Raw genomic sequence first — 12,847 nt, 5'->3', positions numbered from 1 at the left:
GGGCCTCAGCCATAAAAATGCCATGAACTTGCGCTAGGTCAGCTTGTTTTATCGGCCCGAGTCTATACACTAGTACTAAACGAACCCGCTCAATCAAGGAGAACGCCTAACGAATCAGCCGCGCTTTTTGCGCACCCTTTTTTCCTCTTTTAGAAGGAGAGCACACTATGAACCTGAGCATCTGCGGTCGTCACCTCGACGTCACCCCGGCCATCCGGGAATATGTCATGAACAAACTGGCGCGAGTGCTGCGGCATTTCGATCACGTCATCGATACCCAGGTCATGCTCTCGGTAGAGCCCCTGCGGCATAGAGCCGAAATCACCATGCGTCTAAGCGGTAAGGACATTCATTGTGAAGCAACCGATGAAAATCTCTATGCAGCCATAGACCTTCTTGCTGACAAAGTCGACCGTCAGGTCATCAAGCACAAGGACAAGGTACGAAGTCACACGGCGGAGTCCGTGAAGCGGCAAGCGGCGAATCTAACGCCACCCCAGCAGTAACGCGCTTCATGAGCACTCGCACTGCGAGACTAGCTAAACAGCGATTCTAGTAATCCTGCCTGAGTCCCGGTGTCCCGCTAGACGCAACGTCCGGCTGGGGCATCGGCAAACTTCCCTCCTTGTAGTGCCTCCCGCAGTACCCCCCTTCCTTGTCCCCCAATTCCCGGCCCCGCCGGCGATTCCGTTTTTCCACGTTTCCGACGCTTTCCCCAGGGCCACCCTCGCCGCCGGGCGCAAGAATGCCCACAATCCGCCGCTATCGGTCTATGCTGTCGCTCTTGCCGCCCCATGATGCGACCGAGCCGAGTACGCATCTCAGAGGCCGATTATTGCAGTGCGTCATATAACCATATAATGATCCGATGAATCATTTGTCGCGCATCCTACCCGCCGGCAACGTCGTGCTCGATATGCTCGCAACGAGCAAGAAACGTGCGTTCGAACAGGCCGGCCTTCTCTTTGAAAACAACCATGGCCTGGCGCGCGCGCTCGTCTTCGACAGCCTGTTCGCCCGGGAGCGCCTGGGCTCCACCGCGCTCGGACAGGGCGTGGCGGTGCCGCATGGCCGTGTGAAGGGCCTGGAACAGGCCCTGGCAGCCTTCATCCGCCTGGCCCAGCCCATCACTTTCGATGCGCCCGACGGGCAGCCCGTGTCGATGCTGCTTTGCCTGCTGGTGCCGGAAACGGCCACGCAGCAGCACTTGGACATCCTGGCCGAACTGGCGCAGCTCATGTCGAACAAGGCCTTGCGCGAGGCCCTGGCCACAGAGCCCGATCCCGCTGTCGTCCATAAGATGCTCACGACCGGCCAACTCTGAACTCCACGCGGAAGCGCAGCCATGCTCACGGTGCAGGAACTCGTCGACGACAACGCCGACAAAATCCCCTTTAACTGGATTTCCGGCCAAGGCGCCGCGGACCGCGCGATTCCCGACGACGGCATGTCGGCCGCGGACCTCGTCGGCCACTTGAACCTGATCCACCCGTCCCGCATCCAGGTGTTCGGACAGGAAGAGCTGGCGTACTACACCCGCTTCGACCTGCGCCGCCGCATGCACCACATGGACGAGCTGCTGATCGGCGGCGTACCCGCGATCCTGCTGGCCGACGGCCTGACCCCGCCGCAAGACCTCATCGACCAGTGCGACCAGCATCAGGTGCCGCTCTTGTCCACGCCGGTGGCGGCGGCGCAACTGATCGACCTGCTGCGCATCTACCTGGGCAAGAAACTGGCGCCCACCACCACCGTGCATGGCGTGTTCCTGGACGTGCTGGGACTGGGCGTGCTGATCACCGGTGAATCCGGCCTGGGCAAGAGCGAACTGGCGCTGGAACTGATTTCGCGCGGACACGGCCTGGTGGCCGACGACGCCGTGGAGTTCTCGCGCACCGCCCCCAACATGATCGAAGGCCACTGTCCGCAGCTGCTGCAGAACCTGCTGGAAGTGCGCGGCCTGGGCCTGCTCGATATCCGCACCATCTTCGGCGAGACCTCCGTACGCCGCAAGATGCGCCTCAAGCTCATCGTGCACCTGGTGCGCGCCACCGCACAAGACAAGTTCGAGCGCCTGCCGCTGCAAGACATCACGCAGGACATGCTGGGCCTGCCGGTGCGCAAGGTCATGCTGCAAGTGGCTGCGGGCCGCAATCTGGCGGTGCTGGTCGAGGCCGCCGTGCGCAATACCATCCTGAAGCTGCGCGGCATCGATACGCTGGGCGAATTCATGGAACGCCAGGCCATGGCGATCCTGCAAAGCAGCAAGTAGGCGCGCGTCGTCCGGCGGCAGCTTGAACCTGTATGAAAACCTGGCCGCCGAGATCGCCAAGTCGATCCGCGACGGCGTGCTGCGCGCGGGCGACAAGCTGCCCTCCGTGCGGGACGCGTGCGCGGCGCGCGGCCTCAGCCCGTCGACGGTGTTCCAGGCCTACTACCTGCTGGAAGCACAAGGCCTGATCCGGGCGCAGCCGCGCTCCGGTTACTACGTCAACGCCCCTGCCGCATCCCTGCCACCGGAACCCGGCGCGTCCACTCCGGATGGCGACTCAACGGAGCTCGCGATCAGCGAGCGCATCTTCGACATTCTCGGCTCAGTGCGCAACCGCGAGGTGACGCCGCTGGGCTCCGCCTTCCCTTCCCCGTTGCTGTTCCCGCTGCCGCGGCTGGCCCAGGCCATGGCCGCGCACCTCAAGCGCCAGGATCCGCTGGACACGGTGGAAGACCTGGCGCCTGGCAATCCGGGCCTGCGCCGCCAGATCGCGCTGCGTTACCTGATCGGCGGCATCAACGTGCCAGCCGGCGACATCGTCGTCACCAACGGCGCGCTGGAAGCGCTGAACCTCTGCCTGCAAGCAGTCACGCAGCCTGGCGACACGGTCATGGTCGAGGCTCCCACGTTCTATGGCGCCTTGCAGGCGCTCGAGCGCCACGGGCTGAAGGCGCTGGAAATACCGACGCATCCGCGCACCGGCATCGACCTGGACGCAATGCAGGCCGCCATCGAGCGCCATGCGCCCCGCGCCTGCTGGCTGATGACGCAGTTCCAGAACCCGCTGGGCAGCCTGATGCCCGATGAAAAAAAGCGCCAGCTGGTCCAGCTGCTTGCGCGCCACGATATTCCGCTGATCGAAGACGATGTGTACGGCGAGCTGTATTTCGGATCGGTGCGGCCGGTACCCGCCAAGGCCTATGACACCCAGGGGCTGGTGCTGCATTGCTCGTCTTTTTCCAAGTGCCTGGCGCCGGGTTACCGCATCGGCTGGACCTCGGCCGGACGCTACGCGCAACGCGTACAGCGCCTGAAACTGTCGTCGACGCTATCGGCTTCCGGCCCCGCCCAGGGCGCCATCGCCGAATATCTGGAGCAAGGCGGCTACGACCGCCACCTGCGCCGCCTGCGCGAAACGCTGCAGACACAGCAGCAGCGCATGGCCGAGGCAATCGCCCAGGAACTCCCGGCCGGCACGCGCGTGACGCGTCCGCAAGGCGGGTTCTTCCTGTGGCTGGAACTGCCGGCCGCCGTGGATGCGCTGACGCTGCATCGCCAGGCGCTCGCGCGCGGCATCAGCGTGGCGCCGGGGCCGATCTTTTCGGCCAGCGGCCAATTCGGCAGCGCGCTGCGCCTGAATTACGGGCACCCTTGGGACGCGGCCTCGCAGGCTGCCATCCGCGTACTCGGCGAGTTGGCGCGCGCGGCCTGCGCGCAGGCCGCGCGAGCGCGCTGATTCCGCGTCAGTTCAACGTCGATGCGGCGCGCGCGCGCTTGACTTCCAGCGGGGTCACGCCGCCCGCCTCGTTGCCCCAGCTATTGCGGATATACGTCACCAGCATCGCGATGTCGCCGTCGTTGAGCAGCTGCCCGAAGGGCGGCATGCCGTGAGGCCGCGGGTTCGCCGCCGTGGCCGGGGCATAGCCGCCGTCCAGCACCATGCGGATCGCGTTGACAGGCGACGGCGCCGTCACGGTCGGATTGCCCGCCAGCGCGGGCCATGCCGTGCCGCTGCCCTCGCCCGCTGACTGGTGGCATTGCACGCATTGCTGGCGGTAGATCTTGCCGCCCAGTTCCATGGCGGCTGGCGCGACAGCGGTCCGCGTACGCTCAGTTGAAGCCGCCGTGGCGGGCAGGGATTTGATATAGACGCCTATGGCCAGTGCGTCCGCATCGGTCAGATGCTGCGTACTGCCCAGCACCACCTCGGCCATGGGCCCGCTGGCGCTGGAATGCTTCGAAATGCCAGTCTTGAGCAAGGCTGCAATGTCTTCGGCGGACCATCTGCCCATGCCGGTTTCCATATCGTTGGTGAGCGGCGGCGCGTACCAATCCAGCACCGGGATCACGCCGCCGGCCAATGGGTCGGCCGAACGCAGCCCCCCCAGGTTGTTGCGCGGCGTATGGCAGGCGGCGCAATGCCCCAGGCCTTCGACCAGATATCGGCCGCGATTCCACTGCACCGATTGCCCTGCGTCCGCCTCCTGCACGCCCGGTTTGAAGTACAGCGCGCGCCAGGCGGCCAGCAGCGCCCGCTGGTCGTAGGGGAATTCCATCTCGGGCGGCCGGTTGGGCTGGTCCACGGGCGCCACGGTGCGCAGATAGGCGTACAACGCGTCGGAATCGGCGCGGGTCACGCGCGTGTATTCCGTATAAGGGAAAGCGGGATACAGCAGCGTGCCGTCGCGCGACTTGCCGTTGTGCAGCGCCTGCCAGAAATCGTCCGCGGTCCAGGCGCCTATGCCGGTTTTGTCGTCGGGCGTGAGGTTCGGGCCGTACACCGTGCCGAACGGCGTAGGGATCGGCGTGCCGCCCGCCAGCGCCTTGCCGCCCCGGCTGGTGTGGCAGGCCATGCAATTGCCAGCGAGCGCAAGGTAGCGGCCGCGCTCCACCAGCGTCGCGGCATCCGCCGCGGCCGCGGCGGGACCGGTGCTGGCATCGTCGCGCGTACCGAACCAGTAGAGGCCGCCCACGGCTGCGATCGCGAGCAGCAACAGGGCGGACAGGACTTTCTTCATGATCGACATCCGGCCTCTCCCTTACCGTTGCGCCTGGCTGCCGCATTCCGCGGGCAGGCGTATCGAACCCGCGGCTTCTGGCGCGTAGGGTTCCACGACGGGTTGCGAGGACAGCCACGCGGCCAGCGCGCCGATGTCCTGGGGAGTGAGTTTGTTGGAAATGTCGGCCATGCAGTCCGGCTCGGCAGCGCGGCGCAAGCCGTTCTTCCAGCTGCCGATCTGCGAACCGATGTAGTCACGCGGCAGGCCAAGCAAGCCGGGAATGGCGGGCAACACGCCGCCCAGAGCGGCACCGTGACAGGCGGCACAGGCGGGCAGACCGCGCGCGGCGTCACCGTTCAGGGCCAGCTTGCGCCCGGCTTCCAGCGTGGCGGCGGAGACGTCGGCGCGCGTCGGCGGCGGATACGGCACATGCTGCGAGGAAAAATACGCGGCGATCTCGCGCAGGTAGTCGTCGGGCAGGCCGGTCAACAAATGCGTCATGGGCCGGTACTGACGCCGGTCGTCGCGGAAGTTGAGCAGCTGGTGGTACAGGTACTCCTGAGGCTTGCCCGCCAGGCGCGGATAGTAGCCGTCGTTGCCGGCCCGGCCCTGCGCACCATGACAGGCCGTACAGGCGGCGACGCGGGCGTCCATGGTGTCCGGGCGCAGGATTTCCTGGGGCGCGGGCTGGGCCGGCGCGGGCGCTGCCAGGAAGGCGGCAGCCACCCCAAATAGGGAAATTGCCCAAAAACGCGGCAGTGAAACACTACGAAAGGAAATGAAGGCTAACATCTAGGTCGAATTCCATTCCCCCGAAACGCATGACGGCGGGGCGCGTATGTGAATCTGTCGAGTATCCGGCCCCCAGCTTACGCCAGGGGGACCAAAGCGGTACAGGCGCAGATTGGCAGTTTACGGCCATATCAGATGTCATCCCGCCGGCATCGTCCTCGAAAAGCGTGCCACAATCATGTCCATGTTGAAAGTCGTCCTCGTCACCGGCATCTCAGGCTCAGGCAAGTCCGTCGCCCTGCGCATGCTTGAGGACGCAAGCTATACCTGCGTCGACAACCTGCCCGTGCGGTTCCTGACCGAGTTCATCGCCAACGCCCGCGATGACGGCATGGAGCGCGTCGCGGTCGCCATCGACGTCCGCTCCCCCGGCGAACTGGCCGAACTGCCCGACGTGGTCACCGCGCTGCGCGCCATGGGCACCAGCCTGCGCGTGGTCTTCCTGGACGCCAGCACGGAAACGCTGGTGCAGCGCTATTCCGAATCGCGCCGCCGCCACCCGCTGACCGACCGCCTGCAGCACGGCGGCAAGACCCCGACGCTGTCCGAGTGCATCGCTGTGGAGCGCGAACTGCTCGCGCCGCTGCGCGAACAGGAACACGTCATCGACACCTCGGACCTGACGCCGGGCCAACTGCGCGTCTGGATCCGCGACCTGATCAAGGCCGACCGCGCGCCGCTGGTGCTGACTTTCGAGTCCTTCGCCTACAAGCGCGGCGTGCCGCGCGACGCGGACCTGGTGTTCGACGTGCGCTGCCTGCCCAACCCCTACTACGACCGCGACCTGCGGCCGCTGACCGGCCGTGACGAACCCGTGGCCGCCTGGCTGGCGGGCTTCGACCTGGTGGGGCAGATGATCGACGACATCGCCGGTTTCCTGAACCGCTGGCTGCCGCAATACACGCAAGACACCCGCAATTACCTTACGGTCGCCATCGGCTGCACCGGCGGCCAGCACCGTTCGGTGTACGTGGTCGAACAGCTGGCGCTGCGTTTTGCCGACCACGACCCGCTGCTGGTGCGCCATCGCACCCAACTGCCTGACGAATCCGCATGACCCTGTCCCGCCCGACCCGCCTGTTCATGATGCTGCTGCTGGCCATTGCCGTGGCTGGCTGCTCTTCCACCGGCGGACGCAAGAAGGGCGGCGGGTATTACAAGGACGACGGGCCAGACGCGAATCCGCCCTCGAACCTGGACCAGGTGCCCGACGCGGTGCCCAGGATCGAACCCTATGCCAGCGGCGCGAACCGGCCGTATGTGGTGTTCGGCCAGCGCTATGTGCCGGACACCAGCGGCCAGCCCTATAAAAAGCGCGGCACCGCCTCGTGGTACGGCAAGAAGTTCCACGGCAATTCCACGTCCATCGGCGAGTCCTACGACATGTACGCCATGACGGCCGCCCACACCACGCTGCCACTGCCCAGCTACGCCCGCGTCACCAGCATGGTCAACGGCAAGACCATCATCGTGCGGGTGAACGACCGCGGCCCGTTCCACAGCGACCGCATCATGGACCTGTCCTATGTCGCCGCGTACAAGCTGGGCATCATCGGCCCCGGCAGCGGCCAGGTGATCGTGGAAGCCATCCCGCAGGACGAGATCCGGCGGCTGGCCTCGCAGGGCGCGCCTGCCACGGCCATACCCGAACCCGCATCGGCCACGGGTTCGTCGCCCGTGGCCGCGCCCATCGCCGCCGTGCCGGTGGCGCTGGCGGCCGAACCCCTGTCGGGGCCCGCTCCGGGTTCCGCGCCGGTGCGCCAGCCGGCAGCGGGCGGCATCGGCAGCGTCTATCTGCAGGTGGGCGCGTTCAGCCAGCCGGCCAATGCGCAATCGCTGGTCAGCCGCATCAACACGCAGCTGGGCGCCGAAGGCGCGCCGCCCGCATCGGTCGAACAGTCAAACAATCTGTATCGGGTCAAGATCGGCCCCTACCCCGACCGGCAGAGCGCCTTGGACGCCGTGCCGATGGTGTCGGACCGCATCGGCATCCTGCCCAGCATCGCCTCGCAGTAAACGCCCCGCTGCCCGCCTACCAGGGCAGTTCGGCCTGACCGTCGCACACCCGGCGCGCGCTTGCGCTACGGCTGCGGTAGCGATTGCCTTCGTGCGCCAGCAAGGCCTGCTTGCGCGGCAGCCCGCCGCCGAAGCCGGTCAGCGAGGTGTCGGCCCCGATCACGCGATGACAGGGAATGATGATGCTGATCGGATTGCGTCCGACGGCGCCGCCGACCGCCTGCGCACCCTTGGGCCGCCCCACGGTGCGCGCCAGGTCGCCGTAGCTGGCCAGCACGCCGAATTCCAGGTCGCACAGCGCATGCCAGACCTGGTGTTGGAAAGTGGTGCCGACGGGATCCAGCACCACGTCGAAGACGCGGCGCTTGCCGGCGAACCATTCTTCCAGTTCGCGGCGCGCCTGCTCCAGGATGGGATCGGAGTCCGTGAGGATCCAGCCATCCGCCGCGGGCAGCAGTTCCTGATCGGTGAACCAGGCGCCGCGCAGGCCCTTGGCGCTGGCGACCAGACGCATGTCGCCCAGCGGCGTGGAAATGTCGCGGTAGACCAGGCGTTCGTCGGGATCCGCGGGCTTGTTGGACACGATAGTCGAATACACCATGTCTTACTCCGCCGATTTCTTGCGGGCCAGGGCCCGGTTGTACAGCACGTCGCGCGGCAGGCCGGAAACCTTGGCGGCCACGCGCGCGGCGTCGCGCAAGGACAGCGACTCCAGCAAGGCGTCCAGCAGCGCATCGGTGCGCGGATCGGCTTCTTCATCCGCTTCCTGTTCCGCGGGCGCGTGCGCGATCAGCACGAATTCGCCCTGTTCGCGGTGCGAGTCCGCAGCCAGCCAGGCCGCGCCTTCGCCCATCGGGAACGTTGCGATCTCCTCGAAACGCTTGGTCAGTTCGCGCGCCACGGTCAGAAGACGGTCGGGGCCGCACACTTCCAGCAGGTCGGCCAGCGTGGCCGCGAGCCGGTGCGGCGATTCGAACATGACGACCGGCGCGGGCAAGGCGCACCAGGTGCGCAGCCAGCGCTGGCGCGCAGCCGCCTTGGGCGGAGGAAATCCGGCAAAGGCATAGCCCGGGTTTTCGTCGGTGGTAACGCCGCTACCCATCAGCGCGGCGATGACCGCGCTGGGACCGGGCACCGGCACCACGCCGAAGCCGGCTTCGCGCACGGCGCGCACGATGCGCGCGCCCGGATCGCTGACGGCGGGCGCGCCGGCGTCGGACACCAGCGCCACGCGCTGGCCCTGGGCCAGACGCTCGCAAATGGCCTGGGCCGCGGCAGCTTCATTGTGGCGGTGGGCGGCCATGAGCGGCGTACCCACGCCCCAGGCGTCCAGCAAGGCGCGGCTGGCGCGCGTGTCTTCCGCGGCGATTACATCGGCCCGCTGCAAAGCGTGCCAGGCGCGCAGCCCCAGGTCGCCCAGATTGCCGATCGGCGTGGCCACGACATACAGCGTCGCAGCGGGCCAATGCTGCCCCGCCACGCGTTCAGAAACGCGAGACCAGGCATCTCCGGCAGGGGGAGGTGAGACATTTTGATTCATTGCAGCCTACAGACACGGGAAACCATGTCAGTGTAGCCGCCTATGCCCGCGACTTCCGGAGCGCCCATGACGGATGACACCTTGCGACTGGCCTGCGAACTGGCCCTGGCCGCCCGCGGCCGCGCCGCCAAACGCCGGCGCCGTGCCGCGCGCGCGGCGCCAGCGGATCGCCCGCCCCCGCGACGCTCGCCCGCCCAACGCAAGGGCGACCACCACGAGGACGCCGCCTTGCGCCTGCTGCAGTCGCGCGGCCTGGTCCTGCTGGCGCGCAATCTGCAGACCCGCGCCGGCGAGATCGACCTGGCCATGCGCGAAGGCGACACGCTGGTGTTCGTCGAGGTCCGATCGCGCGGCCCCAGCCGCTACGGCGGCGCCGCAGCCAGCATCGGCCCGGACAAGCAGGCACGGCTGGCCAGCGCCGCGGCCTGCTGGCTGCCGGAGCTGGCCCGGCGCCACTGGCGCGGCAGGCTGCCGGCGGCGCGCTTTGACGCGGTCGTCTTCGACGCCGGCGATCCCCAGTGGCTGCGCGGCGCGTTCTGGCAGGCCTGAAGTCCGCACGGCCCCGGTAACGACCTGCCTAACAGTCGTTACGCCTGGACAGAACCACGCCTCGGCCCCGTGAGATAATCGCGCCCATGGATATGACCTCTCGAATGACGTCGCACTTTCGCGACGCCATGGCTGCGTGCGAACAAAGCATGAACGTCCTGGCCGAGCCGCTGGCAGTGGCGGTGGACGTGTTGTTCGGCGCCCTGGCAAACAACGGCAAGATTCTGGCTTGCGGCAATGGCGGCTCGGCCGCCGATGCGCAGCATTTCATCGCCGAACTGGTGGGCCGCTTCGAACGCGAACGCCTGCCCCTGGCCGGCATCGCCCTCAACACCGACACCTCGATCCTCACCGCGGTGGGCAACGACTACGGCTTCGACGAAATCTTCGAACGCCAGGTCAACGCCTTCGGCCAGGCTGGCGACGTGCTGGTAGCCATATCCACCAGCGGCAACTCCCCCAACGTGGTGCGCGCCATGGAAGCCGCCAGCGCCCGCGAGATGCACGTGCTTGCCCTGACCGGCAAGGGCGGCGGCGTCATGGGGGAACTCATTACGCCGATGGACGTCCATCTATGTGTTCCCAGCGATCGCACGATGCGCATCCAGGAAGTCCATATTCTGCTGCTGCACGCGCTGTGCGACGGCATTGACGCTCTTCTGCTTGGAGACACCGAATGATTTCTGACGTCCGTACCGCAGTCCGCCCGTTGATGCTCGCCGCGGCGCTCTCCACCGCCGCGCTCTCGCTGTCGGCCTGCGCGCCCCTGATCGTGGGCGGCGCGGCCGCCACCACCGCGGTCGTCGTGACCGACCGCCGCACCTCCGGCATCCAGCTCGAAGACCAGAACATGGCGTTCAAGGCGCAGAGCCAGATCTCGCAGAAGCTGGGCGACACCGCCCGCGTGAATGCCATGGCCTACGGCGGCCATCTGCTGCTGACCGGCGACGTCCCCACCGAAGAGGCCAAGAACCAGGCCACCGCCATCGCCCAAGGCGTGGAAAACGTCAAACAGGTCATCAACCAGCTGAACGTCGGCCCCATCGCCTCATTCAGCACGCGCTCCAACGACACCTGGCTGACCTCCAAGGTCAAGACCGCCCTGCTCAACACCAAGTACGTGCCGTCCGGCACCATCGCGGTCACGACCGACCACAGCGTGGTCTACCTGATGGGCAAGGTGACGCAGGCCGAAGGCGAATATGCCGCCAACGCCACCGCCGACGTCGGCGGCGTGGCCAAGGTGGTTAAACTGTTCGAGACGATCAGCCGCGAGGAAGCCATCCGGCTGTCGAATACCGGTTCCAAGTCCAACACTTCCACGGAAACCAAAGCGCCCATCGAAAGCGGCGCCGGCGCAGCGAGCGACAACGCGGCCGGCACCAGCAGCGGCGTAGAGGCCATGCCCATCAAATGAAGAAAGCCATCATCGCGTTGGCCGTCCTGGTGGCGGTCGGCATCGGCGCCTGGTTCGTCATGCGCCCCGCCCAGACCGCGCCCGACGTCACCTTCACCACGCTGGAAGGCAAGACCTTCTCGATGCAGGATCTGCGCGGCAAGGTCGTGCTGGTCAAGTTCTGGGCCACCAGCTGCGTGACCTGCGTGAAGCAAATGCCGGAAACCATCTCGGCCTACAACGAGTACGCCGCCAAGGGCTACCAGGCGGTCGCGGTCGCCATGAACTACGACCCGCCCAACTTCGTGCTGAACTTCGCCGAAACGCGCAAGCTGCCGTTCCCGGTGGCCCTGGACACCAAGGGCGACATCGCCCGCGCCTTCGGCGACATCCGCCTGACGCCCACGGCCTTCCTGATCGACAAGCAAGGCCGCATCATCAAGCGCTACCTGGGCGAATACGACGTGGCGGAGTTCCACGCCACCGTGGAAAAGGCCCTGGCGGCAGGCTGAGCCCCGCAGCCCCGCAAATGACCGCCCCGACAGGGCGGTTTTTTTTCGTCCGGCGACCGGCGCCGCCGCGGCGGCGCCCAAAAGAAAAACCGCCCACGGCGGGCGGTTTCCAGATCAGGCCGCGACGGGCCGGAATCAGAACGCCGGAACCACGGCGCCCTTGTACTTGTCCTGGATGAACTTCTTCACCTCGGGCGTGTGCAGGGCCTGCACCAGCTTCTTGATGCCCGGCGCGTCCTTGTTGTCCTCGCGGGTCACCAGGATGTTGGCGTAGGGCGAATCCGAGCCTTCGATGAACAAGGCGTCCTTCGTCGGGACCAGGCCGGCTTCCAGCGCGTAGTTGGTGTTGATCAGCGCCAGGTCCACGTCATCCAGCGAGCGCGGCAGCATGGCGGCTTCCAGTTCGCGGAACTTCAGCTTCTTGGGGTTCTCGACCACGTCCGCGGCCGTCGCCAGAATGTTGGACGGATCCTTCAGCTTGATCACGCCCTGCTTCTGCAGCAGCACCAGCGCGCGGCCGCCGTTGGAGGGATCGTTCGGGATCGCGACGGTTGCGCCGTCCTTGAGTTCGGACAGGCTCTTGATCTTCTTGGAATAGCCGCCGAAGGGCTCGACGTGCACCAGGGCCACCGGCACCAGCGTGGCCTTGCGGTCCCTGTTGAAGGAATCCAGGTAGGGCTTGTGCTGGAAGAAGTTGGCGTCGAGCTGCTTGTCGGCCAGTTGCAGGTTGGGCTGCACGTAGTCGCTGAACACCTTGATGTCGAGTTCCACGCCTTCCTTGGCCAGCTGCGGCTTCACCACTTCCAGGATCTCGGCATGGGGAACCTGGGTCGCGCCCACCACGATTTTTTCGGCATGGGCGGCGTTCGCCGCCACCAGGAACACCGACGCCGCCAGAGCGGACCGGACAAAGTTCAAACGCATGTGTTGCCTCTTTTATGGGTAAAAATTAGGGGCTGATGCCCTGCCGGTGCGGCCTCGCCCCCTTTTGCGGGGGTCGCCGTTGCGAAAACGCCCCCAATTTACCTGAATGCCGGTTATTTGTCGGGC

At 66.5% G+C, this 12,847-nt stretch carries 15 protein-coding genes; 10 read left to right on the top strand and 5 right to left on the bottom strand.

Annotated features, from left to right (window positions below; genetic code table 11):
* The first annotated feature begins 167 nt into the window (after positions 1-167).
* The 4 genes from hpf to ACZ5YA_RS24115 all read left to right on the top strand — a co-directional run bounded on the left by hpf (position 168) and on the right by ACZ5YA_RS24115 (position 3,728).
* Positions 168-506, top strand: coding sequence for a ribosome hibernation-promoting factor, HPF/YfiA family (gene hpf / locus ACZ5YA_RS24130; RefSeq protein ID WP_013396726.1), 339 nt, complete (start codon positions 168-170; stop codon positions 504-506).
* Between the two features lie 362 nt (positions 507-868).
* Positions 869-1,324 carry a PTS sugar transporter subunit IIA gene (locus tag ACZ5YA_RS24125; protein WP_006389881.1) on the top strand — a complete coding sequence of 152 codons (456 nt, stop codon included), beginning with the start codon at positions 869-871 and terminating at the stop codon, positions 1,322-1,324.
* Between the two features lie 21 nt (positions 1,325-1,345).
* Positions 1,346-2,272: an HPr(Ser) kinase/phosphatase gene (hprK, locus tag ACZ5YA_RS24120; protein ID WP_013396727.1), complete on the top strand. Its 927-nt coding sequence runs from the start codon at positions 1,346-1,348 to the stop codon at positions 2,270-2,272.
* 22 nt (positions 2,273-2,294) lie between these two features.
* Positions 2,295-3,728 carry an aminotransferase-like domain-containing protein gene (locus tag ACZ5YA_RS24115; RefSeq protein ID WP_464091328.1) on the top strand — a complete coding sequence of 478 codons (1,434 nt, stop codon included), beginning with the start codon at positions 2,295-2,297 and terminating at the stop codon, positions 3,726-3,728.
* Between the two features lie 7 nt (positions 3,729-3,735).
* On the opposite strand, the gene ACZ5YA_RS24110 is transcribed toward ACZ5YA_RS24115, so the two are convergent.
* Both ACZ5YA_RS24110 and ACZ5YA_RS24105 read right to left on the bottom strand, forming a co-directional pair.
* Positions 3,736-5,019, bottom strand: a complete 1,284-nt coding sequence (locus ACZ5YA_RS24110) for a c-type cytochrome (RefSeq protein WP_464091327.1) — start codon at positions 5,017-5,019, stop codon at positions 3,736-3,738.
* Positions 5,020-5,031: 12 nt separating this feature from the next.
* Positions 5,032-5,784 (bottom strand): c-type cytochrome, encoded by a 753-nt coding sequence (locus tag ACZ5YA_RS24105; RefSeq protein ID WP_118933594.1) that lies wholly within the window; start codon positions 5,782-5,784, stop codon positions 5,032-5,034.
* A gap of 184 nt (positions 5,785-5,968) precedes the next feature.
* Here ACZ5YA_RS24105 and rapZ point away from each other — a divergent pair, with 184 nt between their 5' ends.
* Together rapZ and ACZ5YA_RS24095 are read left to right on the top strand one after the other, a co-directional pair.
* On the top strand, positions 5,969-6,841 hold the full coding sequence (rapZ, locus tag ACZ5YA_RS24100) for an RNase adapter RapZ (protein WP_059378358.1): 873 nt from the start codon (positions 5,969-5,971) through the stop codon (positions 6,839-6,841).
* A complete protein-coding gene (locus tag ACZ5YA_RS24095) occupies positions 6,838-7,800 on the top strand; it encodes a septal ring lytic transglycosylase RlpA family protein (protein ID WP_059378302.1) in 963 nt (320 codons plus the stop codon). The genes rapZ and ACZ5YA_RS24095 overlap by 4 nt, the downstream gene beginning before the upstream one ends.
* A gap of 16 nt (positions 7,801-7,816) precedes the next feature.
* On the opposite strand, the gene ACZ5YA_RS24090 is transcribed toward ACZ5YA_RS24095, so the two are convergent.
* Together ACZ5YA_RS24090 and rsmI are read right to left on the bottom strand one after the other, a co-directional pair.
* The gene (locus ACZ5YA_RS24090) at positions 7,817-8,401 is read right to left on the bottom strand and encodes a methylated-DNA--[protein]-cysteine S-methyltransferase (RefSeq protein ID WP_059378304.1); all 585 of its coding nucleotides are present in this window, start codon (positions 8,399-8,401) and stop codon (positions 7,817-7,819) included.
* Positions 8,402-8,404: 3 nt separating this feature from the next.
* A complete protein-coding gene (rsmI, locus tag ACZ5YA_RS24085) occupies positions 8,405-9,340 on the bottom strand; it encodes a 16S rRNA (cytidine(1402)-2'-O)-methyltransferase (protein ID WP_059378306.1) in 936 nt (311 codons plus the stop codon).
* 66 nt (positions 9,341-9,406) lie between these two features.
* Here rsmI and ACZ5YA_RS24080 point away from each other — a divergent pair, with 66 nt between their 5' ends.
* The 4 genes from ACZ5YA_RS24080 (at position 9,407) to ACZ5YA_RS24065 (ending at position 11,797) form a co-directional block, all read left to right on the top strand.
* On the top strand, positions 9,407-9,889 hold the full coding sequence (locus ACZ5YA_RS24080; protein ID WP_059378308.1) for a YraN family protein: 483 nt from the start codon (positions 9,407-9,409) through the stop codon (positions 9,887-9,889).
* A gap of 86 nt (positions 9,890-9,975) precedes the next feature.
* A complete protein-coding gene (locus ACZ5YA_RS24075; RefSeq protein WP_054457773.1) occupies positions 9,976-10,569 on the top strand; it encodes a phosphoheptose isomerase in 594 nt (197 codons plus the stop codon).
* A complete protein-coding gene (locus tag ACZ5YA_RS24070; RefSeq protein ID WP_059378309.1) occupies positions 10,566-11,306 on the top strand; it encodes a BON domain-containing protein in 741 nt (246 codons plus the stop codon). The genes ACZ5YA_RS24075 and ACZ5YA_RS24070 overlap by 4 nt, the downstream gene beginning before the upstream one ends.
* On the top strand, positions 11,303-11,797 hold the full coding sequence (locus tag ACZ5YA_RS24065; protein ID WP_054457775.1) for a peroxiredoxin family protein: 495 nt from the start codon (positions 11,303-11,305) through the stop codon (positions 11,795-11,797). Before ACZ5YA_RS24070 ends, ACZ5YA_RS24065 begins: the two co-directional genes overlap by 4 nt.
* A gap of 135 nt (positions 11,798-11,932) precedes the next feature.
* Here ACZ5YA_RS24065 and ACZ5YA_RS24060 read toward each other — a convergent pair whose 3' ends face one another.
* Entirely contained in the window at positions 11,933-12,721 is a 789-nt protein-coding gene (locus tag ACZ5YA_RS24060) for a MetQ/NlpA family ABC transporter substrate-binding protein (protein WP_059378311.1), read from the bottom strand.
* Between the last annotated feature and the right edge of the window lie 126 nt (positions 12,722-12,847).

This window comes from Achromobacter sp. JCM 18799 (assembly GCF_055395645.1).
This window is presented reverse-complemented; position numbering and strand designations above follow the sequence as displayed.